This is a genomic window from Novosphingobium resinovorum, from assembly GCF_001742225.1.
Classification (GTDB): domain Bacteria; phylum Pseudomonadota; class Alphaproteobacteria; order Sphingomonadales; family Sphingomonadaceae; genus Novosphingobium; species Novosphingobium resinovorum_A.
Genome location: NZ_CP017077.1, coordinates 803,693 through 830,046, shown reverse-complemented (window position 1 = coordinate 830,046; position 26,354 = coordinate 803,693). Strand labels below are relative to the sequence as shown.

Sequence of the window (26,354 nt, the reverse complement as noted above, 5' to 3'; positions counted from 1 at the left end):
GAGGAAGACCATCATGACGCAAGCCGCGCTTCCCGTTACCCTGTTCACCGGCCAGTGGGTCGACCTTCCGCTGGAGCAAGTAGCCGAATACGCCGCGCAGTGGGGGTATGACGGCATCGAACTTGCCTGTTCGGGCGAGCACCTCGACATCTGGCGAGCCGCCGAGGACGCTGCTTACCTCGCTTCGCGCCGCGAGATCCTCGACCGGCACGGGTTGAAGCTCTACGCGATTTCCAACCACCTGACCGGGCAGGCGGTATGCGACGATCCCATCGATTTTCGCCATCAGGCGATCGTGCGGCCCAAGGTTTGGGGCGATGACGACGGTGAGGGCGTGCGCACCCGCGCAGCCGAAGAGATGAAGCTTACGGCCAAGGTTGCGCGCAAGCTGGGCGTCGATACCGTAGTCGGCTTCACCGGCTCGAAGATCTGGCAATACGTGGCGAGGTTCCCGCCGGTGCCGGACGATGTGATCGAGGACGGCTATGCCGACTTCGCACGGCGCTGGAACCCGATCCTCGATGTGTTCGACGAGGAGGGCGTGCGCTTCGCCCACGAAGTCCACCCCAGCGAGATCGCCTACGATTACTGGTCGAGCGTAAAGGCATTGGAGGCGCTGGGTCACCGCAAGGCGTTCGGGTTCAACTGGGATCCCTCGCATATGATGTGGCAGAACATCGATCCGGTGGGCTTCATCTGGGATTTCAAGGACCGCATCTACCACGTCGACTGCAAGGACACCCGCCTGCGCCCGAAGAACGGGCGTGCGGGCGTGATGGGATCGCACCTCGCTTGGGGCGATCCGCGCCGGGGCTGGGACTTCGTCTCGACCGGGCATGGCGACGTGCCCTGGGAGGATTCCTTCCGTGCTCTTCGCGCCATCGGCTACGACGGGCCGATTTCGATCGAGTGGGAGGATGCCGGCATGGACCGCCTGCACGGTGCTGCCGAGGCGGTCGGCTTCGTGCGCTCGCTGCTGTGGAAGCGGCCCGAGGTCCGCTTCGATGCGGCCTTCGCGAGGAACCAGGAATAACCGCTCCCCATCCTCCTCCGGGAAGCGGTAGAACGCCCTGCGGCCGATGGTCGTAGGGCGTTCTTATTTTGCCCCTTCGAGCGTTTTGATCAGGACCGACCGGAACAGTTCGTGTTGTGTCGAAGAAGGCCGCGATCTGTGCATGGATATGCCGATCTGGCGCACTGCATCGGGGAAGTCCGAGGACAAAGTCTGCAATCTGTTCCGGAGGGCTTCGCGCTGTCTGCGAGAATAGGTCAGCAGGCCGATGGCGTCGCTCTGGCGGATCATGTCCTCCGCCAATGGGAACGTGACCATCTCGCAGATCTGGGCGGGAGGAGCCATGCCGCGCCCCAGAAAGAAGGCTTCGAAGAACCGCCGCGTCGGCGTGCCATGCGGGCCGACGACCCAGGATGCGGCGACCAGATCGGCGCAGTCAGCACGGCGATCGGCGAGAGGGTGTCTGGGGCGCACGAGCAGCGTCAGATGCTCTTCGAGCAGCGGATGTTCCTGCAGCCAGTCGATTGCGCCATCGCCGCGCAAGGGGCCGAGTATCATGTCGATCTCACCGCGCCGAAGAGCTTCGGTCAGCGCGGTGTAACTGCCCGTCACGGCCTGAAGCTGCAGGTGCGGATAGTCCCGGGTGAGGATGGCGAAGGTCTCGACGACGATGCCCTGTTCGGAAAACGGCAGGAGGCCCACTGCAACGCGCCCGGTCACTTGGCCATCCAATGACGCGAGTGCGGCGGTCATCGTCGCCAGTTCCACATGCAGATCGTCCCTAAGCGCACACAGGACCGGCACGCTGGAGGTAGCCGTCATCCCGGTGGCAGTGCGCAGGAATGGGGGCTGGCCGATCGCGGCTCCCGCCTGCGCCAGAGTACGGCTCACGGTAGGTTGCGATATGCCCAGAGAGTTCGCGGCGGCGGAGGCGCTGCCCGCGTGGCGCACCGCATCGAGCACGTCGAGGATGAACCATGTGAGATGATAGCCAAGATCGCCGGTCCGCACGCCGTTGATTGCCAGCGCCTCACCGCACTGGACGATCCGTGCCATCATCCGGCGTGCGTGAGTTATCACCACAATGCCCGCGGAGGTCGGCTCCATGCCATTCCACCCGCGCTGGAACAGGGTGCGACCGAACGCACGCTCGGCATCATCGATCTGTCGAGACAGGCTGCTCTGGCTGATCGCGAGTTGGCGGCTGGCCCGGACCAGGCTCGCATTGTCCGCAACCGCGCCGATCGCCCGCAACTGCTTGATGGAGATGAGGGGAGAACGGTCCACCATTTCCGAACGATGCGAGCTTTATACGAATAATGCAAGGCATCTTCCTCACAATGCATAAGCGCGCTGGGGGCGGAGGCTCTATCTCCGCCAACAGGCAAGGAGCGGCACCGTCGGCATGGTCCGACCCGTCGCAGTGGAGAGGACATGCAGGACAAGTACCTGAATGCGATTGTCGTGGGCCGTCGTGCCCTGACCGATCGGATCACCGAAATTCTCATCGCCGCGCAGGATGGTCGCGCCCTGCCTCCTGCCGAGGCGGGCAGTCATATCGAGCTGCGCTTTGGTGGTGAAGACGGCCGCTTCCTGCGGCACTATTCGGTGGTCGGTGCCCTGACGGCGGGCAGCGCGCCCGAGCCTTTCTGGCGCATCGCGGTTCAGCGTGAGAATCGCGCGCGGGGTTCGGCCTTCATTCACGGTAACTTCGTCGTCGGCACACATTTGCGCGTGTCGCGGCCGCTCAACGCGTTTCGGCTGATGCGACATCGGCCGAAGACCCTGCTCATCGCGGGCGGTATCGGCATCACTCCGATCTTCGCGATGGCCCGCTCGCTCGACGCCCGTCACGAGAATTTCAGCGCCGTCTATGTCGGCCTTGAGCGCGCGACGATGGCCTATGTCGACGAGCTGGAAACGCTATGTGGCGATCGGCTTTCCGTGGTCCAGACCGAGTACGACGGCATTCCCGACCTGAAGGCGCTGCTGGCGAAGCAGCCCGAAGGTGCGCAGGTCTACGTCTGCGGCCCCGGCGGGATGATCGAGGCGCTGGTGGCGGCAGCGGCGGAGCTTGGCTGGGCGCCGGATCGCATCCGCTATGAAGTCTTCAATGCCGCGCACAGTCCCGAGGACGAGGGCTTCGAGGTGCGCCTCAAGGATGGCATGACGATCCCGATCGGTGCAGGCATGACCATCCTCGATGCGCTCGAAGCACGGGGTGTGGAGACGTACGCCGATTGCCGTCGCGGCGAATGCGGGCTGTGCACCACCGCGGTCATCGCCTGCGACGGCGAACTCGACCACCGCGACCATTTCTTCAGCGACGAGGACAAGGCCGAAGGGCGCCAGATGACCATCTGCTGCTCGCGCATTCGCGGCCGCGTGCTCGAACTCGACATTTGATCCAAGGAGAGGACGTACCCATGGCTACGATCGCCCCCCAGCCGCCTAAGCGCCAGCTCAGCGACAACGACATCTTCGCGGCCATGGAGCCGCACGATTCCGGCGCCTTCGCCAACAACACGACACCGCTGATCCGCAACACCTGGTACGCCTGCGCGCGTTCGACCGAGATCGGTCGCACCCCGCTCGCGCGCAAGTTCCTCGGCGTCGATGTCGTGCTGTACCGCACGCTCGATGGCCAGCCGGTGGCGATGCGCAACCGCTGCCCGCACCGCTCCTTCCCGCTCGCCAGGGGCAAGCTGCTGGGCGACAAGCTGGTCTGCGGGTATCATGGCATGGAATTCGGCACCGATGGTGTCTGTTCCAAGTTGCCGGCACTCGCCAATGTCCCGGCGACTGCCTCCGTTCGTACCTTCCCGATCGCCGATCGCGGTCCGCTGACGTGGATCTGGATGGGATCGCCGGACCTCGCGGATGAGGCGCTGATCCCCGACACCTGGTGGCTCAGTGACCCCAACTGGGGCACCGTCACCGGCGATTTCCACATCAATGCCGATTATGTCGGAATGCACGAGAACCTGATCGACCAGACGCATTTCCCGTTCCTGCACCCCGACACGGTCGGCACGCCCGAGTACGCCCGCTCGAAGCTGACTGCCTCGACCGAGAGCAACCAAGTGGTGATCCGCCGCGAACTGCTGAACTGTGCGCCTCCGGGTGTCTACGGCAAGCCCGCAGACATCATGGACAAGCGCGTGGATCGCACTTCGGAAGCGCGTTTCGTTTCGCCCGCACTGCACACCGCCTATGCGCGGGTGCGTGTGCACGAGCCGGACGAAGGCAAGCCCGGCCTCTACCGCTACAATATCACGCACGTCTTCACCCCTGAGACGAACAACTCGATCCATTACTGGTGGTTCAACTCGCGCGATTACCTGCCCGAGGACGAGGCCATCGATACCTTCATGCTCGAGGCGCACACCCAGGCCTATTCCGAGGACGTCGAGGCGCTGGAGTGGATCAACGAAGTGGTCCGTACCGATGGTGAGGAACAGTTCGACCTCAGTTTCGCGCCTGATAAGCCTGGGCTTATGGCTCGTCGCATAATGTATAAGCTGGCGATGGGCGAAGCGCGCTAACGACCAGCTCGGCTCGGGCATAACGACCGTTGGATGGTCGGATTGTGGCGAGCAAGACAGAGGATTCCATGGCCACCATCATTGGCGCGATCGCCACTTCGCACACGCCTACAATCGGTTTCGCGCTCGACGCGAACAAGCAGGCAGACCCGGCCTGGAAGCCGATCTTCGATGCCTACGAGCCGATCCGCGAATGGATCCAAGAGAAGCGTCCCGACGTGATGTTCATGATCTATAACGATCACATCACCTCGTTTTTCTTTGATCATTATTCCGCGTTCTGCCTTGGTGTCGATGACAGCTATCCTGTGGCGGACGAAGGTGGCGGCCCGCGTCCGATGCCCGCGATCGATGGTCATGCCGAACTGTCACGCCATATCGTCCAGTCGCTTATGGCCGAGGAATTCGATATGAGCACGTTCCGGAACAAGGGGCTGGACCACGGCATATTCTCGCCGCTCTCGGTGCTGATGGAACATGATGGAGAGGGCTGGCCGACGCAGATCGTGCCGCTGCAGGTCGGCGTGCTGCAGTTCCCGATCCCCTCGGCGCTGCGCTGCTGGAAGCTGGGCCAGGCGCTGCGCCGCGCGATCGAAAGCTATCCTGAGGACATCAAGGTTGCCATCGTCGCCACCGGCGGCCTGTCGCATCAGGTCCATGGCGAGCGCTGCGGCTTCAACAACACGCCCTGGGACGAGCAGTTCCTTGACTTGCTGGAGAACGATCCTGTCTGTCTGACCCGCCTGACCCATGCCGATTATGCCCGGCTCGGTGGGATGGAAGGCTCCGAGGTCATCATGTGGCTGGTGATGCGCGGGGCCCTGTCTGCGCGGGTACGCAAGGTTCATCAGAGCTATTACCTGCCGTCGATGTGCGCGATCGCCACCGCAATCTACGAGAACGTCGCCGAGCCGATGCCGGAACGGGTCGCGATAGAACACCGTGCGCGCATGGATCAGCAGCTTGCCGGTGCCGAGGAGCTTGAAGGCACTTATCCCTACACCCTCGAGCGCAGCGCAAGGGGCTGGAAAATCAACAAGTTCCTGCACGGTCTGATCGAGCCGGAGGCACGGGCGCGGTTCCAGGCCGATCAGGATGCGGTGCTGGCGGAGGCCGACCTTACCGATCACGAACGCGACCTCATCCGAAGGCGCGACTGGCGGGGGCTGATCCACTACGGCGCGATCTTCTTCCTGCTGGAGAAGCTGGGCGCGATGAGCGGCGTCCCCAATCCCGCGATCTACGCGGCGATGCGCGGACAGTCGCTGGAGGACTTCCAGAAGACCCGGAATCAGCAGGTCTCCTATGGAGTTGCCGCCCCCGCTGGCGGCTGAACCCGAGCAGCGCACAGCGGCACTCAACGGCACCCAAGAAAACCCAACGATACCAACAGCAGCCGCCGACCGCCGCCCGAGCGCGGCATGTCGGCGGCTGGGGAGACAGCAATGGAAGACCCCCGCGCCATAATCGCGCGTGAGCCGATGCACCATCGGCAAGTGCTCACCGTGGCGGTCGCGACCGCCCTGAACGCGCTCGACGGATTCGATGTCCTGTCGATCAGCTTCGCATCGCCGGGTATCGCCCGCGACTGGGGGATCACCCGCGCCGCGCTGGGCGCGGTGCTGTCGATGGAACTGATCGGCATGGGCATCGGCGCCTTCGTGCTGGGCAGCATCGCCGATCGCATCGGTCGCCGCCCGACCATCCTGGTCTGCCTTGCGATCATGGGACTGGGCATGGCGCTCGCCTCGACCGCCGGGGACGTCACCACGCTATCGCTGTTCCGGCTGTTCACCGGCCTCGGCATCGGCGGCATGCTGGCGGCGACCGGCGCCATCGTCGCCGAATGTTCGAACGCGCGGCGGCGCAACCTTTCGGTGGCGATCATGGCGGGCGGCTATCCTATCGGCGCGATCGTCGGCGGCAGCATCGCCTCGGTCCTGCTCGAAGTCACCGGGCGCTGGCAGTCGGTGTTCGAGTTCGGCGCGGTGATGACGCTGTGCTTCATCCCGCTGGTCATCAAGCTGGTGCCCGAGACGATCGCCTTCCTGCTGCACAAGCGTCCCGCCAATGCGCTGGACAGGATCAACCGTACGATGGTGCGCCAGGGCCGCGCGCCGCTGGCTGACCTTCCGCCGGTCGAGGAGCGCCCCGCCGGTCCCGGCCTCGCGCAGCTGTTCGGCCCCGGCGTGCGCACGATGACGCTGTTGCTCACGCTGGTCTACTTCGGCCACATGATGAGTTTCTACTTCTTCGTGAAGTGGATCCCCAAGATCATCGTCGACATGGGCTTTGCCGCGGCCTCCGCCGGCGGCGTGCTGGTCTGGGCCAATGTCGGCGGCGCGCTCGGATCGCTGAGCGTGAGCCTTGCCAGCCAGCGCGTCGGCGTGCGCCCGCTGGTGGCGGGCGCGATGTGCTGCGGCGCGGTGGCGATCTGCGTGTTCGGCTACTGGCCTACGACGATCGCCACGCTATCGATCATGGCCGGCATCGGCGGCTTCTTCACCAATGGCGCGACGGCGGGACTCTATGCGGTGATCGCCCAGTGCTTCCCGGCGCACTTGCGCGCGGGCGGGACCGGCCTCGTCATCGGCGTCGGCCGGGCGGGTGCGGCACTTGGCCCGGTCCTCGCCGGGCTGCTGTTCACGGCGGGCTGGTCGCTGGGACCGGTCGCCACGATCATGGCGCTGGGTACGCTGGTCGCCGGGATCGTGCTGATGATGCTGCGTTATCGGGAAAGCGCCATCGCCTGAGGCGCGCCGCGCCGGCGTTTTTCCGCCCAACCCAACAACACGATCAGGCCGGTGCGGCAAGGCACCGGCCACCGGGGAGTCATGTCATGCCCGCTCGTCACCGTTTTACCCGCTCGCCCGCGCGCTTCCTGCTCGGCGCGGCATTGGCCTGCAGCCTTCCGGGCCTGGCGTCCGCGCAAGTCGGCCCCGCGCCCGAGCCGCTTGCGCCGCCGGTGCCCGAGCCCGTTCCCGGCGGCATTCCCGCCAAGTCCGGCGTACCCCAGAGCCTGCGCTGGACCGAGGATTGGACCGCCGCCAACGATCCCGAATATCGCCGCAAGAACCCGGTCGAGCGCCTGCGTTACATCCCGCTGGGGCCCGACGACCTCTATCTCTCGGTCGGCGGCGAGATGCGCTATTACTACCAGAACTGGACGCACCAGAACCTCGGGGCGAGCGCGGACGACGGCAACAGGAACCTTGGCCAGCGCCTGCGCCTGGTCACCGACCTGCACCTGACGCCCTACGTGCACATCTTCTCCGAACTCGGGCACAACAAGGAGTACGACGCGACCCGGGCCACGCCGCCCAACCGCGACAAGCTGGAATTCCAGCAGATCTTCGCCGACGTGACGATCCCGATCGGCGAGGACGCGCTCGTCACCCTGCGCCCGGGCCGCTTCGAGATGCCGCTGGGCAACGGCAAGCTGGTGGGCCTGCGCGACGGCACCAATGTCCGCTTCACCTATCAGGGCCTGCGTGGCACGTTCATCCTCAAGCACAAGCTGCGGATCGATGCCTTCGCGGTGCGGCCCATGCAACTGCTGACCGGCTCGTTCGACGACAAGGCCAACCCCGACCGCCACTTCAACGGCGTGACGGTGTCGGCCGCCAAGGGCCTGCTGCTCCCCGACACGCAGATCGACGTCTACCACTACGACGTCTTCAACAAGGTCGCAAAATTCGCGTTGCTGACCGGCGAGGAGCACCGCCGGAGCTGGGGCGTCCACGTCACCGGCAAGAGCGGCGCGTGGGACTACGATGCGGAGGGCACGTACCAGACTGGCAGCTTCGCTGGAGATCGCATCCGCGCCTGGGGCTTCAACAGCGACCTCGGCTATAGCCTTCCCGCGACGACACCGCTCAAGCCCCGCGTGGGCGTGCGCTTCGATGCCTTCACCGGCGACGGCAAGGCTAACAACGGCACGCTGGGCACATTCGCACCGCCCGCGCCGCGGCTGCCTCTGTTCGGGGACGCGGGCTACCTCAACTTCTCGAACATCATCGATCTCTACCCCAACCTGACGCTCAAGCCCGCCAAGTCGCTGACGCTGGTGGCCGGACCGGAATTCTTCTGGCGCGAGACCAAGAACGACGCGACTTATGCGGGGCCGACCAACTATCCGGGCATCCGGCCGGTCGGTTCGTCCTACGTCGGCACCGGCTACAACCTGCAGGCCGACTGGATCGTCACCAAGAACCTCAGCTACCGCTTCTTCTTCACCCGCTGGATCGCCAGCGAGGCCTTCAAGGCCGGCGGCGGCACAAGCTCGGACTACATCGGGGTGTGGCAGCAGTTCCGGTTCTGATTGTCGAGAGCCTGCATTGCATCGCAGCTTGGGAGACGCTGTTAGTGATGCGATCCAAGCGCATGCATCTGCAAATCATCAGGTTACATGCAAGAGAACGTCCGAGCCACCATCCGCCTAGTTGCTGATTATGCGATGGCAGCTTTGCTTAATGCGGTCTATAAACCGGAAGGACTGCAAACGGCCACTCGGGGTCATTTCTTAATGACATTAGGAATGGCAGAAATGGGGGCGGCAGCCGCTGGACCGCTTGCCGATTAAAATCTTGTAAGGCTGCCATTCCGGTTCCGGCGACCGGCTTTGCGGCTCCTGATGACCGGGAGGGGTGGTTCCCTGCCATTGCCAGTCCGCCTTGTGAAGGATCACCGTTGCGGTGGACCACGCCCTAAATCCGGCATAAAAGACAATGAAAGACCCTCTTGGGTCTGAAATCCCTTAATTCTACAAAGTCGAGGGTCTATATCCAACAACGATCCAGCGTAATCGCTGTCGTTTTCATTCCGAAACGCTACTGAAACATACCGACTTTCTTTGAAGGCTTCGTCTTTAACGACTTTTAGCTTTTCAATATCCATTGAATAAAGCTGGCTAGTTTTATCAAGAGCCAAACCTCTTACGTCACAACCTGCACCGTTTTTCGCGCAGCTGACTGTCAATGCAACGGCGACAGCGGATACGGCTGCGAAGTAAAATTGGGATCGCTCACGATGCGGCATGGCTTGAAGATAACCGAAGATGGAATGTCTGCAACGGGGCGTCTGCCGGCCGGCAGCTTTCCCGATTAAATTATTGTAAGGCAGTCATTCCGCTTCCGGGGACCGGCCCGCCGAGCGTTTCCAAGCTTGTGTTGCCGCCACCCGTTGAACCCGCCCGGGTAGAGGCATGTTAAAATGCCGGTTCCGCATCTTGGCAGTCTCCCCATTCGAACGAAGATCGCGAACGTATTCCAGCGTCCTGCCTATGAGGCGATGACGATGCGAACAAGTACGCCAGAGGGAAGAATTGGAGCCGAGTTGGTGGGAAATGACCACAGAGCGTACAATGAGTTGGCGAGGGGCGCTACACCCCTCGCGCTACCAGAAATTGATCAGCCTTGGTCGTCTTCTTCCTCGTCTTCCTGACGATCATCATGCCAGTAAACGAAGTTGAATAGGGCATCGAGTTCAGTGAAACTCGACAAGTGGAGCTTGTTACGCACTTCCTTCGCCCGATCACAATATAACTGATAGAGGTCAGGGCTCACATTGTCCTTCGCAGGCCGAGGCGGGAATTCCTGAAATCCAGCGATACGAAGCCCGGAGACTGAGTTTTGGTTCATCACAGCGAACCGCTCATTGTCCAGTGAGTGTAGAATTTCTGTCAGCAGGTTTATGCCTGCGCCCTTGATACCCTTGAAATGGGTCAGCAGGATTTCGAAGGCTTGTCGTGGTTCGACTTCGGCATTGTTGACGATCTCAGTCACGGCAGCGGAGAACTCGGCAGGGAAGGCTGCGACGAAGGACTTTCCGCGCTTGAGGCCGCCCGAATGGAATGCTGAAATCAGTGCATCGTAGCGCTGCGGAAATTGCTGAGCCGGATCATTCGGCCAAGCAGCCATCTCCATAAGGTGAGTTCTAGCGGTCGCCCGAGTTTCACGCCTGATGGCCATATCGCTATCGAAGCGAGAGTTGGGTGAACCCTCCCTCATCATCTTGAGGAACTCGGTCAAGGTGTAGAATGAATTCCCGGTCGAGAATACTGTGTTTTTGGCCTTCCTCTTTGCTAGCCGCATCGCTGCGGTAAAGACCTCATGCTCGTATGCGTACCGGTCAATAACTTCCTTGGTCGCGGGTATTAGCACCTCGTCATCGATGAGTTGGTCGAAATGTCCGGTGACAGAAGGCATCATCTCGGATGTCGCATCGTCGATAAGGATGGAGGCCTCGTAGTTCCCAGAAAGCCCGCCCTTAGTGAAGTTCGCGGAGCCCACGAGCAGTTTGCAACCATTTGGGTAACGGAATGCATAGATTTTCGGATGGAACGTTTCATCAGCATCGCTGACGAACAATTCCAACAGGCTGCCGGGCTTTGAGGCGATTTTCCAGAGTTCGATAAGAAGCGTAGGGTCGGTGTGATAGAAGTCGAGGCCGATCCCCATTCGGGCGCGCATACCTCGCGCAAGCGCTGTTTTGAGAACCGTCTTGAAGTCCTTCCATGCGGACATCTTGGCGAACGCCACCATGCATTCAAAGGAACGCGCCTTCTCGAACAACCCGGTGATCGCTGACTTGTGATCGCGACCGTCTTCAACGTTGAACAGAAGTTTCGACTTATACTGTTTCGCCATATCACCCCCAAAATCGGAGCCGAATAGCGCTAAGAGTGCTGCAGTGGAAGGCGTGGATTTTTACGGATGATCACGCGCTGGCCTGCGCGCGCGCCGTATAAATACCTCCATGGCCCGTCCCACCCCCACCTTTACGATGATGATAGACAGACCGGCGAGAGCGGTTTCTGCGACCTGAAAATATTCTCCCCCTACGCAGTATCCAAACCTTGATGGTCTCGATCCCGATAAAGTGGCCCAGCGCTAGCTTGCGGAACGTGCGCCGGGCCCAGGTTTTCACGTCAACCATGACTTGTTCCTCAGGATAGGAACGTCTGGGGGGATCCGCCTGGTTTACGTGGTTCACGCGACGATCGGCGGATGCTCAAAAATGCGTAAGGGATAGCTGCAGTTGATCGTCCTGTTTCGGCTCGGTGTTGGCCAACCGTGCGATCCTCGCCGCATCAGACAGGTCGCTTTACCCGATGCAGACAAGATCGCGCGTGATCTCCACCTTCTCCCGCAGGCGCTGCAGAACGGCGGAAAAAATGTCACGAAGCTGGCGGCAGTCCTCCTGCGTGGCGTCGGCCCTATCGGCTTGGTCGAAGCGGTGCTGAGCCAGCGCGATTAAGACATCGTCGGCTATCGGGCCGGTCACCAGGATACCCAATCCATCTCGGCGTCGTCGACCGCTTCGAACATTTCTGGATCTGCGCCCGTGTCTCCCAGGCGCTTGCGGACCGCCTCGGGGGTGCCGTCCTTCGGGAACCCACGATCCGATCTGGCGATCGAGGCGAGTTGGCCAATGAAGCCGCCTCGCTCGCTCTGTTCCAGTATCCAGCGCCCGAAAGGCAAGGATTTCGAACTGGTCTCATAGCCTCCGAGGTCAAGCGGACCATCCATCTTCGATAGTGCAGGCATCGCAGAATCACTCCTTGGTGGAATGACACAATGTTATATGTTCCATATTTGTTCTGCAATCCGGTACGGGCAGGTCATGGTAACGAAACGGTTCGAGACGGTCTTGGACTACTCGAAATGGGGCTATGACATCGCGGTTACGTGTCGCTGTGGACACGAGACGCAGCTGAAGTGCAAGCCTGCGATAGCCGCGAAGTGCAGTGCAGCCCGTCTCCCTCGGCCGCGACACCCGATTTGTATCGGCGTACAGATTTCGTGCCTCTGCCACCCGGAAATCGAGAACATCGTCAGGCAGTATCGCTTCCTCGGACCTGATATGAGTTCATATCGAGGGTAAGGACAGGCAGCCGTCCTCGGTTACTCGCCCCAGCGCCGCGCCAACCCTCGCCTGATCAGGTATTCGCCCGCGTCGCGGTCGTTGACATAGATATTTGCCAGCGTGCGGCCATAGCGGTCCTTCCCGAAGCGCTCGATGGAAACGCGCCCCGTCAGCAGGAACGACTGCAGGGCGTCCCGGCTGGCCGCACCTTTCGCAAAATCGCACCAGGCTGGATTCTTCGAGCCGGCGAGGCGCCGCCGCTGGGCTGGCTCGCACCGAGGCGAGTCCTTCACCTCTGGCGCGTCGATCGACTGGAGGCGCACCTTCTCGCCGGTGCAGAGCCGAATGGTGTCGCCGTCATGCACCGTCGCGATGCAAAGGCCGGAGGCGAGCAGAAGGGGAATGGCGATCATGCTCGATCCCATGCACGCCATCGCGTCATCGTGCCAGCCGAGATGGAACCAGCTACGATGACAATCCCGAAGGTTCACCCCCATCTGATCCCTGCGGCCTTGTGTGATCGTAGCGATCCCTTGAGAACCGAGAGACCCGGAGGGGCGCCTCGCTGTGCGAGCGCGCTCTCACGTCGCCGACCTTGCAGGCCAGCGCCGCCGAGCCCTGCAAGACAGGTCTCGGCCATCCGGTTTCGATCGCGGGCGCGTGCGGCAGGCATGGCCTACCTGATACAGGCGCGCGCTGCGCGGCGCGGCGTTGGGCGTTGGTCCTTCCCTTCGAGCGGAGGTGGGCTTTCGTCGCCGTCCTGGGCCCGCGCGCGGCCCATGCAAATGCCGGCAGGCCGGCATTCCTCCACGTGCGTTGCGGCCCTTCGGGTGCATGAACCGCTCGTGCGCGGACCCTGTGCGTCTCCTCGCCGCCCCCCCCCGCTCCTGCGGGGGACCAATTCTGGATTGGGGCGGTGTCAGGAGGCAAGGCATGGTTTCCCGTTCCCCGCGCAGCGCTGGCGGCAGGCAGCGCAAGGCATCCCGCTGTGTGTCGCCACAGGCCGAGCGGTCCAATCTCTACGATACGGTCACAGCCAAGATCATCGCCCAGCTTGAGGAAGGGCGGCTGCCGTGGGTGCAGCCTTGGGGCAGGGTGGATGGAGTGCCGGGCTGCCCGGCGCTTCCTCGCAATGCTCTGACCGGGCGGCAGTACTCCGGGATCAACATCCTGCTCCTGTGGGGAGAGGGGATCGCGGGCGGCTATTCCTCGCAGCGCTGGCTGACCTTCCGGCAGGCGCTGGAAGCAGGCGGGCATGTCCGCAAGGGCGAGCAGGGGACCATGGTGGTCTATGCCGATCGCTTCGTGCCCGAGACCGAGAGGGCAAGGGTGGAGGCAGCGGGCGGCGAGGCGCGCGCGGTGCCGTTCCTCAAGCGCTTCACCGTCTTCAATGTCGCGCAGTGCGATGGTCTGCCCGGTGAGATGGCGTACGATCCCGCACCGCTGCCCGAGCGCGAGATCATCCCGCTTGCCGAAGAGGTCATTACCGCGAGCGGCGTGGATTTCCGGATCGGCGGGGACAAGGCATTCTATGCGCCGGGCCCGGACTACGTACAGGTTCCGCCGCAGCCCGCGTTCCACGACCAGATCAATTATTACCGGACCTGCCTGCACGAATTGACGCACGCGGTCGGCCATCCCTCGCGCCTGAACCGCAAGCTGATCAATTCGTTCGGCTCGAAGGACTACGCCCGCGAGGAACTCTGCGCGGAAATGGGTTCGGCTTTCCTGTGCGCTGCGCTCGGCATCGTCCCGACCGTGCGTCATGCCGATTATATCGGCGCATGGCTGGAAGTAGTGCGCGAGGATTCCCGCGCGATCTTCAAGGCGGCCAGTCAGGCCAGCAAGGCCGCCGACTGGCTGCTTGCCCGGCATGCCGCCGCGAGCGCTGGCGGAAACGCGGGCGCAGGTGCGCAATGTGCTGAGAGTGCCGGGGGGAGGGTGCCCGCATGAGCCTGCTCTCCCGCACAGCGTCCCGGATGCTGCTGGCCAATGCCCGCATGAGCGCGCGGCATCCCGCTTTCGATCCCTATCCACTGGTTCGGCTGTTCAATCCGCTCGGGCCCGGCACGTGGCTGGTCAGCGAACTCTATCCGGATGGGGACACTCTGTTCGGTCTCGCCGATCTCGGTTTCGGGTGCCCGGAACTGGGCTGTTTCAGCCTGCGCGAAGTGGCGGGCATCCATCTGCCCTTCGGGATGGGGATCGAGCGCGACCGCATGTTTCGTACCCGCCAGCGTATGTCGCGATGGACCGAAGTCTCGCGCCTGCTCGGATCGATCGGCGCGGCGCAGGCCTACCTCGACCAGATGGAACGCGCCTTCGGTTCCATCCCTGAAATTCCGCTGAAACGCGGATGACGCGGGCGGCCGTTCGCCGCCATCCCAAAAGCCGGTCCGCCCGACCATTCCACCTGAAGGACGGACCGGCCCCTCACTAGGAGTAAGGCTTATGAAACTCGCTTTTGTCCATCTCGACAAGCTTTGTGTGAGCAGGCTCAACATGCGCTATGCCCGCAAGGCCCCCGATGTCTCCGACATCCTGCCCACCGTCAGGGCGCGGGGCGTCCTCCAGCCCATTATCGTGCGGCCCTGCAGCGGAGCCGAGGGCGAAACCGGCCATCACGAAATCCTCGCCGGGGCGCGGCGCTTTCATGCCGCGCAGATCATAGAACAGGAATGCACCGGACAGCCGGGCCACGAGCCCGCGCAACTGCCGTGCGCCATTCTTGAAGACGGCGATGATGCCGACGCCATCGAGGCCTCGCTGATCGAGAACAGCGCCCGGCTCGACCCCGACGAGGTGTCGCGCTGGGAATGCTTCATCCGGCTGGTGAAGGAGGGGCGCAAGCCCGCCGACATCGCCGCGACCTTCGGTCTGCCCGATCTTGCGGTGAAGCGCATCCTCGCGCTCGGCAATCTCCTGCCGCGCATCCGCGACCTCTACCGCCGCGAGGAGATCGACGCAGGCACGGTGCGCCACCTCACCCTCGCCTCCAAGAGCCAGCAGAAGGCATGGCTGGCGCTGCTCGATGATCCCGAAGCCTATGCCCCCAGAGGTTTCAATCTCAAGGGCTGGCTGTTCGCGGGCCAGTCGATCCCGGCCGGGCATGCGCTGTTCGACGTAAGCACCAGCGGCCTCGCGACCGTCGCCGACCTGTTCGGCGAAGACAGCTATTTCGCTGACGCACCCGCGTTCTGGACCGCCCAGAATGCCGCAATCGAGGCGCGGCGCGGTGAATACCTCGAGCAGGGCTGGGCCGATGCGTTGGTGATTGGTCCCGATGCCCATTTCCATGCGTGGGAGCATGAGAAGACACCCAAGCGCAAGGGCGGGCGGGTCTATCTCGATGTGCGCGCCAATGGCGAGGTCATCGCCCACGAAGGCTACCTCAGCCGCAAGGAGGCCGCTCGTCTCGCCAAGGCTGGTAAGAACGCGGAGGGCGACGCCGGTATCAAGGCCGTCCGTCCCGAACTGACCGCCAACATGCAGACCTATATCCACCTGCACCGCCATGCCGCCGTCCGGGCCGAACTGCTTGCCTTTCCGGGCGCCGCGCTGCGCCTCATGGCGGCTCACGCCATCGTCGGCTCGCATCTGTGGCGGGTCACGCCCGAGCCGCAGGCTGCCCGCAGCGATGCCATCGCCGAAAGCATCGCGAACAGTGCCGCCGAAACCGTGTTCGACCGCGCGCGGGTCGATGTGCTCGCCATGCTTGGCTTGCCCACGGAAGAGCCGCATGTGACCGGCGCGGAAAAGCCCAATGGCATGTGCGCCCTGTTCGCACGGCTCCTGCTGCTTCCCGACAGTGCCGTCATGGCCCTCATCGCAGTCGTCATGGGCGAGACGCTGGCAGCGGGGAGCCCGGTCGTCGAGGCGCTGGCGCGCGAGATGGGCGCGGACATGCAGCACTGGTGGAAGGCCGACGATGCCTTCTTCGAGCCGCTGCGCGACCGTGAAGTCCTGCTTGCCATTCTGGGCGAAGTGGGCGGATCGGAAGTCGCGTCCGCCAGCACCTGCGAGAAGGCGAAGACCATCAAGGCGATCATCCGCGATCACCTCGATGGTGCGAACGGACGCGAGCGCTGCGAGAACTGGGTGCCGCGCTGGATGGCGTTTCCGCCTGCCGCGTACACCGCGCGCGGCGGGGTCGAAACCGTCGATGCTCATCGCCGATCCCTGATCGTCGCGGATGATTATGATGTCGACGCCTCCGAAACCGGCTTGGAGCCCGATGACAGGCCCGACGACGGTGACGCGCTGGACGTGATCGCGGCATAGACAGCCGCCCGCTCCATCGGACCGGGGCGGCAAGCGCCGCCCCGGTCTTTGCAAAGGGGAGAAGGGGCGAGGGGTCGTGGAATGTTCGCCGCTGGCGGGCTTCCCTTCCATCGGAAGCCCGCCAGGAAGCACGGCGCCCCGCATCAAGGATCGGTTTCGCGGCACGGCCGTCTAGCTGGTCATGTACCGGCAGGGTGTCACTTAAATATTGACACCTGAGCGCCGTCACTTAAAAGGGACGCCAATGGAGGTAACGCAAACTGCGGTCTTCGCGCAGTGGTTTCACCGTCTACGCGACCCAAAGGCGCAGTCCAGGATCGCGCAGCGGATCGCTCGCATCGAGATCTGCCTGATGGGCGACGTGAAATCGGTGGGAGACGGCGTATCCGAAGCCCGCATCGATTATGGGCTGGGTTACCGGCTCTATTTCACGCGGCGCGGAGATGAGCTGGTTATCCTGCTGGTCGGCGGCGACAAGTCCTCCCAGCAGCGGGATATCGCCAGAGCAAGGCAACTCGCGGCTCAGCTTCGAGGCGCACCGGAATCGGCCAGGCCAAGGAGGGCAGCGCCATGACTATCGAACTTACCCGCTTCGATGCGGCCACGTATCTTACACAGCCGGAAGATCAGGCGCAGCTCCTCGCAGCGGCGGTGGAGTCCGGCGATCCGCACATTGTCGCCAAGGCGATCGGCATTGTCGCGCGCGCCCACGGCATGACCGAGCTCGCCCGCGAAACCGGAATGAAGCGCCAGCAACTCTACCGGGCGCTTGGCCCCGATGGCAATCCGACCCTCGAAACCATGCTCAAGGTCCTGCCTGCGCTCGGCCTCAGGATGCGGATCGAGGCCGCTGCCTGATGAGTACAGGCCGCGACCGTTTCGCCCCCCATTGGGCTTTCTGCCGCTGACCATGTCGCCGCGAACTGGCGGACCCAAACAAGGGAAGGCGGAAAGCAACGCCAAGGCGCGAGTTATCACGTCATATCGCGCCGTGAGCGCGTGCAGCTTTGCCTCGGGTCCTTCAGGCGCCGCGGGTGCTGACCGAATATCGATGAAAATGTTCTGCCCCCAGTGCAATGCCCGAAACCATCGGCTCCAAAGGCACTGACCTGGAGCATCGCGCATGCCTGCCAAACCATCGCCTCCGGCTTATTTCCCCGCCCGCCGAAGCGGGCTCCTCGCGGGCGCTGCGCTTCAAATAAGCCTGCGGCTCCGGTCCTCCGCTGCGCTACGGCCTGACGGTTAGCACCCCTGCTGGCGCCGCTCTGCCGGTCTGCCTATCGCCCGGATGGTTCGGGCGGACCTTCAGGAGACAGAACATGCCCGCAATCGGTTACGTCACCCGCTCCGGCTCGATCTTCAAGGGCCAGCTTCGCACCCTCTCGATCCGTGCCGAAATCGAAATCTCCCCGAACCCGCGCAAGAGCGCCGACAGCCATCCCGATTTTCGCATCACATCGGCCGGTGTCGAGGTCGGCGCCGGATGGCAGCGCCGCAGCGAGGCAACCGGAAACGACTACGTGTCGCTCACCCTGGCAGCGCCCGAGTTCGGTCCCCGACGCCTCTATGCCAACCTTGGGCGTGCAGCCGGCCAGGAGGACGAGGAAACCTACGCCATCATCTGGAACCCCGCCGACTGATGCCGGGCCTGCTCCCCGGCGCCGCCGGGGAGCAGAATCTGCAATTGACGCCTGCGCCAACCCGGAGTGAACAGGTATTTATTTATAGAAGCAGTCTTCTATTTATATTTGCAAAACCTAAAAACTAATCCCGGCATGAAAATTCAGTTTACATGCCCGGATGCAGCCAAAGAGCGAGTGTGATATTAATACATATCCAGTGATTGGCAGATCGCGCTCGGTGGTGCGTTGGTCGCCTCGATGGTATTCATCATCGCCGCCATGCTGGTCGACTTTAGGTCCTCGATCACTCTGTTGCGGACAGGTCGGAACCAGTGGTCATCGCTGGAAACAAATTCCAGCAACATGGTCTCCACAAGGTGCGCATTGATCGACATCGAAAACGCTAAACCCTCGGAAGTCTCATGCTCGCCCCATACCACAACCAGAGGAAGGTCGGCAGATCGAGCCTCGAAGTCCTCTTCGGACCTGATGTCGGGCCTGTAACGCGGAGAAAGTCCGTCACTTTTGGAAAGTCCCGCCATGACCAGGGACCGCAGTGTTTGTTCCAAGTCCATTTCCGGCGTTTCGACCTTTGGTCTCGCCTTCCTGAACCATCCGAAAATCGCCAATATGATCTCCTGAAAGATAACTGACTTGCGGTGGGATCATGATCGACCCTGAACAGAAAACAAGCTCTTGGATAGCGGGGGACATTCCACGTCGCCCAGCCCGATAGCTGATTGTATCCAGGCAGGTAGCGGGCCTGTATTCCGGCGCGGCGCCCAGCCGATAGGGTGGAAACTTCTCTCTCAGACTTTCGATCGTGTCATGCGCCGCTCGGCCGCCTCAAGGATGAGCGGTTCCCCCAATTTTGCCGCAGCCTCCACTCCGCTTTGCTCCGCTACAGCTACGACAAAATCGGCACCCCCACTCCCCGCTGCGCGGCGCCCGGATAAACCCGGGCGTCCCTGACCCGGCCGATCGCCGCACGAACCGGCGCGCCCTGTCATCAAGAAGACAGGAGGTCATTATGCAGACGATTTCGAACTCAGCGCTCGCCGACGATGCCGCCTACTTTGCGGCTTGCGCGAAGGCAGCACGCCGCGCCCGGTACAGCTACTTCACGCAGTACGTCATCATGGACGGAGAGCTGGGCTATCTCGCTGTGGACGAAGGCGACTACAGCCCGATGCCGATGGAGATGGTCGACAGGGTAGTCTACGCCGTCACCGGGCTACTGGATGACGAGATCTGACTACCGAGGGGAGGGCCGCTAAGGCTCTCCCTTATCAAAATCGCTGCCTGCAAGTCCTCACGGATTGCAGAAATTTCCTCCCCTTCCAGCGCTGGCGGCCAGTGCAGCAAACGTTTAGCGTACCCTGTGCCACCACACACGCATTGTACGCACGGGTGCTGCTCACCAAAGCGATTATTTTCAGCAGCTTAGATCAAATTCCTAAGGCGGCTGGGACACATTTTGTGCCCTAGGAATTTTTGAAGCAAGGTTTTTTGTTCTCATTTTGAAAAGGAGCGGAGCCGCATTTCCGGGCTGGGTGAGCTTCAACTTGATCCCTATGTGGCCGATTGCAGCGGCTATCGTAATCCCTTGCGCGGCGCAGCATCCGAGACCTTCATGATACGCGCGGGTTCGAACGATTCTAGCGTAGCTTTTGAAACTACGCTCGCTTCGTGAGCGTGGCTCATCATTTCATGTACAGCTCTCGCAATGTCACTGGCATGAGTCTTGTCCACCTTCGTTCCCATCATCAAGTCCCATCAGAGGCTCAGAAATTAGCGGTTGATCAAATTTGGTGGCACGCTCACGAAAAGCCATGGTTGCCGCATCGAGGCAACACTGTATCAGATTAAACCTGAGTGGGGATATGGGCTGTAATTGATGGCTGTCACTGAATTAATGGTAGCTGCGTACACGGCAGGGATGCAGGCTGATAATGACCTCCACAGAAAGTGGATTAGGGTCATGCACAAACTTTCGGAAGTGACGGGGGTAGCCCATCTCGGCACCTTAGCTTCAGACAGTAGGCTCGACATGCTACTTCGGGTATTGGAGGCCGAAAGCCATGAACGATTGAAAAGCCCTGCGCGAAATCAAATTGATTTCTCGCAAGATATTCTGTTTTCTCTTTCCGAATGTTGGGTTTTGCGAGCCTATGAAGTTATCCGCGCTGGATGGGAGCGAATGGGACGGCCTCCCAGGGGGCACGATAAGATGCGGGCCTTGCTTCACCGCCTAGGTCTTGCTCGTATGCCTATAGCTAAGGGCGAGATTCAGCAGGCAAAAAGGGCTGAGAAAGCTGGCGAAACTATCATGCTCACCCACTCGAATGGCTGTGATCCACAACCGTATGCTAATAATGGGTCTTACATTGTACCTCGTGCGATATGCCCTACGACCGGCGCGATGATGGTACGCATCCGCTAGCTGGCGCGGAGCCGCCGGAGTTCAGGCGGCGAGTTCCTCGGCGACCTGCTGCTGAGCGGCCTTCCAGTTCCAAGGGAGGAGTTCGTGAAGGCGGCTCTGGGGGATATCGGCGATCCGGGCGAGGACTTCGGTGAACCAGGCGAGCGGGTCGACGTCGTTGAGACGCGCGGTGCCGAAGAGACTGAACATCATCGCAGCGCGCTGGCCGCCACGATCAGAGCCGACGAACAACCATGCTTTTCTGCCCCGAGCCACGCTGCGCAACTCTCGCTCGGCGGCGTTGTTTGAGAGGCAGATCCGGCCATCGGCGAGGAAGGTGACGAAGCCGTCCCAGTCGTTCTGGAGGTAGGCGATGGCCTTGGCCACGGCATCGTGACGAGAGAGCTTGCTGCGCGTGTCGCGCATCCAGGCCTCGAGTTCGGCAACGATGGGAACGGACAGTTTCTGGCGAACGGCCAGGCGCTCGGCGGCTGGCTTGCCATTGATGTCGCGCTCGATGGCAAAGAGCCGGTCGATGATCTCGAGCGCTTCGCTCGCCAGCGGCGAGACGAGCGGGGCTGTGCCTTTCTTCTTGCGCTTGAGCTGCTGCCTGAGGTCGACGAGTTTGAAGAATTCCCGACGTGCGTGAACCCAGCAGTTGGCGCGGGTCATGGGTTTGTCCGCCCGGCCTTCCTCGAACAGGGCATTGAAGCCGGCATACCTGTCGACCTGGAGAATCCCGGTGTAGCCTGCCAGGTGAGTGCGGGGATGTTCCCCCCTGCGGTCGCTCGAGTAATAGCATAGCGCCACCGGCGGAGCCGTGCCGCCGAACGGGCGATCGTCGCGCACATAGTCCCATATTCGCGCCACGCTGGTCTTGAGCTTGGCCAGAAGCGGGACGGTAGTGTCGTCGGCATGCAGGCGGTCTGCGGCCAGCCCGTGGGCTTCCAGCAGCAGGAACAGGGGCTTTACCGCCACACAGATAGCGCCGATCTGATCGCCAAGGGTCGAGAGGCTCAAGGGGATGCCTTCGGCCTCTAGCCTGTCTCGCTGGCTGTTCAGAGGTTGGTGCAGGCCGTACTTCTGGAAGGCGAGGTTTGCCAGGAAGTGCGGCCCGAACATTCCGCGCGGGGTTACGTGGAAGGGCGCGGGTGGCTGGCTGATCCTCTCGCACTGGCGGCAGGAGACCTTCTCGCGCACGGTCTGGATCACCTTGTGCCGGGCCGGAACGCGCTCGAGCGTTTCGGTGACCGCCGCAGGCAGATGGCTCAGATCGTCCGAGCCGCAGCACGGACAAAGGTCCGGCGCGGGGATGACGACCTGCTCGCGCGGAAGATCGGCGGGGAAGTCGCGGCGGGTGGATCGCTTGCGGGTGAACGCCTGGACTGTAGTGGTCTTGGCAGCAGCGATCTGGCCGAGCAGCTCGGCCTCGCTGGCATTGGCCTCCAGTTCCTCGAAGGTCGGCTCGAGTTGGTCGAGCAGGCGCCGGCTGCGCTCGGAGCGCACGCCATATTTCTCGCGGCGCATCTGCTCGTTCATCAGTTCGAGATGGGCGTTGCGAGCCCGCAGATCGGCGTTGATCGCCCAGACTTTGGCGGCCTCGGCCTCTGCTACCAGTGCCTGTTCACGCACCATGGCAAGTTCAGCGCGAAGCTGCACAACTTCATCGGATGCGTCGCTGGAGACCATGCGCGGATTATAACCCGCAAGTCCTCAGGAACCCAGCATTTACAGCACTTTTGTGCCGGTCCTGCTGCTATTTTGACGCAGGCGGGAATCACCCGACCTGTGTCGGTCGCCAGGTTTCCTGGGGGTTGCGCCAATCTACGCCTTCCAGCAGGCAGGCCATCGCCGAGGCCGAGATCGCGATCGTCCCATCCTTTGCAGATGGCCAGACAAAACGCCCTCTTTCCAGGCGTTTTGAATATAACGACATCCCGAGGCCGTCATGCCACAAGATCTTGCACAGCGATCCACTTCGTCCCCTGAAGACGTATAGATCGCCCGCATGGACGTCCTTGTTCAGCGATTGCTGGACCTGCAGGGCCAGCGAGCGCATTCCCCGCCGCATGTCCGTATGCCCCAGCGCAAGCCACACCCTCACGCCGCCCGGGATCGGGATCATCGCGCCAGAACCTCCACGACTGCCGCAGCCATCGCGGGAGACGCCAAACTGAAAATGCTCACCCGGCGACCATGGGAAAGCTCCACTACAATCGCCGGCTGCCCGGGAACCGGCGTGACGGCCTTGTCGTCCAACATCACAGCTTCGACGAAACCACGGCCTTCCTGCCCGGCGGCAGCCACCAGGCACAGTTTGCGCCGCCAGGTATAGACCAACGCGGTGGAGACGTCGTGCCGCCGGGCAACCTGCGCGACGCACGCGCCCGGCGCAAAAGCCTCTTCCAGAATACGCCGCTGTTCCTCGGTACTCCAGCGTCGGCGGCGTTCAGGCCCGCCGAAAACCGTGATCCGTCCCACAAACACCGCTCCTAAGTTCGCAAATAACTGCGACCTTAAGACCGATCCATCACCCCACCGGCAAGGCGCCGCTCAGCGGATGCGTACCGATGATGTGGATCACAGTGGACATCAATCCGGTTCAGTCGGTCGCGATCTGTCGGCGTGATTTATCTGACGAGTTTCTTGCTGTCATTGACTGAAGCTTGAGAGAAAATCACCAATAGATAGCTACCACCTCTACATCTAACATTCGCGATCTTTTTGAATCTAGCATGACTGGAGTTGGCGTAAATTGGCTATCTTTAGACTTAGCAAAGTCTGGAAAGAGCGGAAGGTTGAGTGCTTTTCTTGCTCGCTCTCGAGCGCTGAAATCCGCTTCGGGGGCAATTATTTCACCGCTAACATCTTCAATCACGGCCTTCACCTGCGAAAAAGCTGCTCTCTGGCCTTCCGCTGTCTCGAAAACGAAGTTTCTAAGGGCAATGCTGCGATCAATATTATCTGATGCCGTGTCCGAGATTTTCTTAACCAAGGACGATAGAATTATTTCCTTGTATTTTATTAAGGCCATTAGCAATTGATTGTTTAACGGCTCTGATCCGCCGTTCGGAGAACTGTCTGTTGATGCTAGCATCGCCATTTTACTCGATTCTTCAATCTGCTTTGCTAGGTCTGGGACAAAGTCGCGGAATATGTCTGCCGCTTTGATTGGATTCCAATCCGATTGAAGTCCAGATTTTGACAGTCGGCATAATACCGTAAATTCATTTTCCGCGAACAAAACGCGGCGGATATCCTTCCAATACGCGGAGTGCTCTGTCACGCCAACGATTTTGAGAGGCGCGGTTTCTATATCAAAATTTTCTAAAGCCCGGTTATCTACAATATACTCCTCTTTACCATCCAGAACTACAGAATAATCTGATGCTATTCCATCTATAGGTATTAAGCCTGCCAGTAACCTATTTATTATTTTGTTCGCATTTTTTGCATTATATAGGTCGCTGAATTTTACATTTTCGATAAACATGGTTGGGCTGTCATCAAACATGTCTGAAAATTCAGCGATCATACTGCTAATCTGAAAAATCCAGGAAGCTGATAAGCGGACACGAAACTCTAACAGGTCTCCTCGTTTGAGGTCCGTTGACTTGTATGCCGAGTATTCCTCTGGGTTTGAGAACAAGATATCCATTGAATCGGGCAGATTAACAGCCCTCTCAGGTTGAATTTTCCGCAAATTTTGCAGCATATGCAGTTCACGGAACCGCGATTGCGCGTTTGCTTTTCTAACAGTCTGAATGGCGTTGCTATTGGTGCTTTGAAATCTCGACGTTATTTCGGCGGCTGGGCCGACCGCTGATTTCGCGCTAATCTTTCCGCCCGATTCTGCAAGAAGGGCGACCTCAGATTTAGCCGTTATATTATCGGTGATCTCACCCTTTTGCGAAGCCAACAGACTGGAAAGACTGATTTCATCGAGATAAATAAACTCCCGAAGAGGTGCTTTGCTATTTTCAATATTGCTGCTTTGAGACGTGCTTTTAAGCCCTAAATAGGGAAATATCGAGCTAAACGCTAATTTGTTCGATATCATCTTATCTGTCTCTCTCTGGGCGTCGTGCAACGCGCTCGTAAGCTTGGGCAATGTCCTCACCGGCGATCTGGCTTCTTCCGTCAGATGCTGAAAGAAGGGCTGCTTCCGTCCAGATCGCCGTTAACCGTGCGGCAGACCAATTATGTGTCCGAACCGCTATGTCGATGATCGGCAAATCGGCATCGCATCGGACGCGACGCATCCCGACACGTAAAATTTCCAACCGATCAAGTACGTCAGGCAAGCCGAACTCGATTTCCCAGTCAAAGCGTCCAGGGCGTGTGAGCGCAGGGTCCAATGCATCGACACGATTTGTCGCCGCAATTACGATAGTTGCGTTCTCGTAATTACTGAACCCGTCCATCAGTGTTAGAAGCTGAGCAACCATCTTTCGCGATGATTCATTGCTATTACCTGATCGTGCTTCGGCGATACTATCAATCTCATCAAAAAAAATAATTGATCTGCCGGATTCAGCATTCCCAGCATGCTCAAATATTTTACGGAGCATACTCTCTGAATCGCCAACCCACTTACTGACTATGGCGGGCCCACTGATGCTGTAGAAATTCGCATTAGCTTGGTTGGCGATAATTCTGGCGAGATGGGTCTTCCCGGTCCCTGGAGCACCTGTGAATAGTACACCTTTTACGGGCCTAGCCCCAATTGCTTGCAACTCAGCTCTCCGATCAAGCTGAGTTTGAATAAGTTCTTTGGCCCTTGCGACAACGTGAGTATAGCCGCCAAAATCATCAAACGAAAAGCCATCCTTCTCCGGCTTCACTAAAAATGATGATGCGGAGACCTCGGTATCATCTAAATGAACCCGCACTCGGATAGGATCATGAGATAATATTCTCTTGATTTCTGATGAGCCATCTATTTCAACTGTGTTGTTTTCGGAGACTGGGAATTCTTTCTGATTTCCAAGGGAGATAATATTGCCCCCTGCCTCCCCCAAGATAGTCCCGTCGGGAAGCACCTCTCGAATGACAGACGTTAAGAGGGACGTGGGCCATAATTCTTCTGGCACCCTTCGCCATTCGTTCCCATGGCTTAAAACAACATCATCCTTGCTGAGGGTGCCTTCGGGGAGCCCCTTCATGCGCGCCGTCCGGCCATCGGCCAAGCGAAAGAACACAACCCCAGAGACATCGTCGATAAGAATGACCTTCATCAGGTCACCTTTGAAAGCTCCGTCAACCTCGTCATCGCTATCATTCATTGTTGTTACATAAGCACAAACCCTGACTCGACAAAGGGGCGGGCCACAAATTTCACCATTTGCATGGGCGAAAGAAAGGTGTTCGATTTCGAAGCTCAAGGCGTGGGTAAGGCGCTGCCGAATGCGGCATTTATTTCCCTATAAAATATCTTAAGAGAAATAATCCATCCAGTAGGGGTTGGAAATTTATGTAATTTCATGCATATAATTGGTTTATATAATTTTATACGAACATTTCTAAAATCATGAAATGGCTAACCGCGCATAATAATATGTTATTAATTCAGAATACGACAATATTATACCTACTAGCGCCCCATG

General features: G+C 60.5%; 25 protein-coding genes. 14 read left to right on the top strand and 11 right to left on the bottom strand.

Annotated features, from left to right (window positions below):
• Positions 1 to 13 precede the first annotated feature (13 nt).
• Entirely contained in the window at positions 14 to 1,033 is a 1,020-nt protein-coding gene (locus BES08_RS28890) for a sugar phosphate isomerase/epimerase family protein (protein WP_008833627.1), read from the top strand.
• A gap of 63 nt (positions 1,034 to 1,096) precedes the next feature.
• Here the strand turns inward: BES08_RS28890 and BES08_RS28885 are convergent, their stop codons facing one another.
• Positions 1,097 to 2,299: a LysR family transcriptional regulator gene (locus tag BES08_RS28885; protein WP_197524520.1), complete on the bottom strand. Its 1,203-nt coding sequence runs from the start codon at positions 2,297 to 2,299 to the stop codon at positions 1,097 to 1,099.
• 147 nt (positions 2,300 to 2,446) lie between these two features.
• Between BES08_RS28885 and BES08_RS28880 the strand changes: the two genes are divergently transcribed.
• The 5 genes from BES08_RS28880 (at position 2,447) to BES08_RS28860 (ending at position 8,878) form a co-directional block, all read left to right on the top strand.
• Positions 2,447 to 3,418, top strand: coding sequence for a PDR/VanB family oxidoreductase (locus BES08_RS28880; RefSeq protein WP_008833629.1), 972 nt, complete (start codon positions 2,447 to 2,449; stop codon positions 3,416 to 3,418).
• A 20-nt stretch (positions 3,419 to 3,438) separates the two neighbouring features.
• The gene (locus tag BES08_RS28875; RefSeq protein WP_008833630.1) at positions 3,439 to 4,557 is read left to right on the top strand and encodes a Rieske 2Fe-2S domain-containing protein; all 1,119 of its coding nucleotides are present in this window, start codon (positions 3,439 to 3,441) and stop codon (positions 4,555 to 4,557) included.
• A 68-nt stretch (positions 4,558 to 4,625) separates the two neighbouring features.
• Entirely contained in the window at positions 4,626 to 5,891 is a 1,266-nt protein-coding gene (locus BES08_RS28870; protein ID WP_008833631.1) for a gallate dioxygenase, read from the top strand.
• 111 nt (positions 5,892 to 6,002) lie between these two features.
• Positions 6,003 to 7,310: an MFS transporter gene (locus BES08_RS28865; protein ID WP_008833632.1), complete on the top strand. Its 1,308-nt coding sequence runs from the start codon at positions 6,003 to 6,005 to the stop codon at positions 7,308 to 7,310.
• An 86-nt stretch (positions 7,311 to 7,396) separates the two neighbouring features.
• A complete protein-coding gene (locus tag BES08_RS28860) occupies positions 7,397 to 8,878 on the top strand; it encodes an alginate export family protein (RefSeq protein WP_069710102.1) in 1,482 nt (493 codons plus the stop codon).
• 362 nt (positions 8,879 to 9,240) lie between these two features.
• Here the strand turns inward: BES08_RS28860 and BES08_RS33435 are convergent, their stop codons facing one another.
• Both BES08_RS33435 and BES08_RS28855 read right to left on the bottom strand, forming a co-directional pair.
• Positions 9,241 to 9,594, bottom strand: coding sequence for a hypothetical protein (locus BES08_RS33435; RefSeq protein ID WP_156800043.1), 354 nt, complete (start codon positions 9,592 to 9,594; stop codon positions 9,241 to 9,243).
• 371 nt (positions 9,595 to 9,965) lie between these two features.
• Positions 9,966 to 11,204, bottom strand: coding sequence for a DEAD/DEAH box helicase (locus BES08_RS28855; protein ID WP_069710101.1), 1,239 nt, complete (start codon positions 11,202 to 11,204; stop codon positions 9,966 to 9,968).
• Between the two features lie 391 nt (positions 11,205 to 11,595).
• Between BES08_RS28855 and BES08_RS33430 the strand changes: the two genes are divergently transcribed.
• Complete coding sequence (locus tag BES08_RS33430) at positions 11,596 to 11,814, top strand: hypothetical protein (protein ID WP_156800042.1); 219 nt, start codon at positions 11,596 to 11,598, stop codon at positions 11,812 to 11,814.
• Between the two features lie 23 nt (positions 11,815 to 11,837).
• Here the strand turns inward: BES08_RS33430 and BES08_RS28845 are convergent, their stop codons facing one another.
• Together BES08_RS28845 and BES08_RS28840 are read right to left on the bottom strand one after the other, a co-directional pair.
• On the bottom strand, positions 11,838 to 12,104 hold the full coding sequence (locus BES08_RS28845) for a hypothetical protein (RefSeq protein WP_083274903.1): 267 nt from the start codon (positions 12,102 to 12,104) through the stop codon (positions 11,838 to 11,840).
• A 357-nt stretch (positions 12,105 to 12,461) separates the two neighbouring features.
• A complete protein-coding gene (locus tag BES08_RS28840) occupies positions 12,462 to 12,836 on the bottom strand; it encodes a thermonuclease family protein (RefSeq protein WP_231958415.1) in 375 nt (124 codons plus the stop codon).
• A gap of 520 nt (positions 12,837 to 13,356) precedes the next feature.
• On the opposite strand from BES08_RS28840, the gene BES08_RS28835 reads away from it, so the two are divergent.
• The 6 genes from BES08_RS28835 to BES08_RS28810 all read left to right on the top strand — a co-directional run bounded on the left by BES08_RS28835 (position 13,357) and on the right by BES08_RS28810 (position 18,344).
• Entirely contained in the window at positions 13,357 to 14,376 is a 1,020-nt protein-coding gene (locus BES08_RS28835; protein ID WP_008831238.1) for an ArdC family protein, read from the top strand.
• Positions 14,373 to 14,783 (top strand): DUF2958 domain-containing protein, encoded by a 411-nt coding sequence (locus BES08_RS28830; protein WP_008831237.1) that lies wholly within the window; start codon positions 14,373 to 14,375, stop codon positions 14,781 to 14,783. Before BES08_RS28835 ends, BES08_RS28830 begins: the two co-directional genes overlap by 4 nt.
• Before the next feature lie 91 nt (positions 14,784 to 14,874).
• Entirely contained in the window at positions 14,875 to 16,704 is a 1,830-nt protein-coding gene (locus BES08_RS28825; protein WP_008831236.1) for a ParB/RepB/Spo0J family partition protein, read from the top strand.
• A 244-nt stretch (positions 16,705 to 16,948) separates the two neighbouring features.
• A complete protein-coding gene (locus BES08_RS28820; RefSeq protein ID WP_069710098.1) occupies positions 16,949 to 17,278 on the top strand; it encodes a type II toxin-antitoxin system RelE/ParE family toxin in 330 nt (109 codons plus the stop codon).
• On the top strand, positions 17,275 to 17,562 hold the full coding sequence (locus tag BES08_RS28815; RefSeq protein ID WP_069710097.1) for an addiction module antidote protein: 288 nt from the start codon (positions 17,275 to 17,277) through the stop codon (positions 17,560 to 17,562). The genes BES08_RS28820 and BES08_RS28815 overlap by 4 nt, the downstream gene beginning before the upstream one ends.
• Before the next feature lie 461 nt (positions 17,563 to 18,023).
• Positions 18,024 to 18,344 (top strand): DUF736 domain-containing protein, encoded by a 321-nt coding sequence (locus BES08_RS28810; RefSeq protein ID WP_008832418.1) that lies wholly within the window; start codon positions 18,024 to 18,026, stop codon positions 18,342 to 18,344.
• Between the two features lie 185 nt (positions 18,345 to 18,529).
• On the opposite strand, the gene BES08_RS28805 is transcribed toward BES08_RS28810, so the two are convergent.
• Positions 18,530 to 18,955 carry a hypothetical protein gene (locus BES08_RS28805; protein ID WP_069710096.1) on the bottom strand — a complete coding sequence of 142 codons (426 nt, stop codon included), beginning with the start codon at positions 18,953 to 18,955 and terminating at the stop codon, positions 18,530 to 18,532.
• Between the two features lie 401 nt (positions 18,956 to 19,356).
• Between BES08_RS28805 and BES08_RS28800 the strand changes: the two genes are divergently transcribed.
• Positions 19,357 to 19,581 (top strand): hypothetical protein, encoded by a 225-nt coding sequence (locus tag BES08_RS28800; RefSeq protein WP_069710095.1) that lies wholly within the window; start codon positions 19,357 to 19,359, stop codon positions 19,579 to 19,581.
• A 1,209-nt stretch (positions 19,582 to 20,790) separates the two neighbouring features.
• On the opposite strand, the gene tnpC is transcribed toward BES08_RS28800, so the two are convergent.
• The 5 genes from tnpC to BES08_RS32375 form a co-directional block, all read right to left on the bottom strand.
• Entirely contained in the window at positions 20,791 to 22,437 is a 1,647-nt protein-coding gene (gene tnpC, locus BES08_RS28795; RefSeq protein WP_069710094.1) for an IS66 family transposase, read from the bottom strand.
• An 88-nt stretch (positions 22,438 to 22,525) separates the two neighbouring features.
• Positions 22,526 to 22,873: an IS66 family insertion sequence element accessory protein TnpB gene (gene tnpB, locus BES08_RS28790; RefSeq protein WP_069710093.1), complete on the bottom strand. Its 348-nt coding sequence runs from the start codon at positions 22,871 to 22,873 to the stop codon at positions 22,526 to 22,528.
• A complete protein-coding gene (gene tnpA / locus BES08_RS28785) occupies positions 22,870 to 23,229 on the bottom strand; it encodes an IS66-like element accessory protein TnpA (RefSeq protein ID WP_008827974.1) in 360 nt (119 codons plus the stop codon). The genes tnpB and tnpA overlap by 4 nt, the downstream gene beginning before the upstream one ends.
• A gap of 196 nt (positions 23,230 to 23,425) precedes the next feature.
• Positions 23,426 to 24,808: a DUF6414 family protein gene (locus tag BES08_RS33425; protein ID WP_197524519.1), complete on the bottom strand. Its 1,383-nt coding sequence runs from the start codon at positions 24,806 to 24,808 to the stop codon at positions 23,426 to 23,428.
• A 1-nt stretch (position 24,809) separates the two neighbouring features.
• Entirely contained in the window at positions 24,810 to 26,132 is a 1,323-nt protein-coding gene (locus tag BES08_RS32375) for an AAA family ATPase (RefSeq protein ID WP_231958414.1), read from the bottom strand.
• Between the last annotated feature and the right edge of the window lie 222 nt (positions 26,133 to 26,354).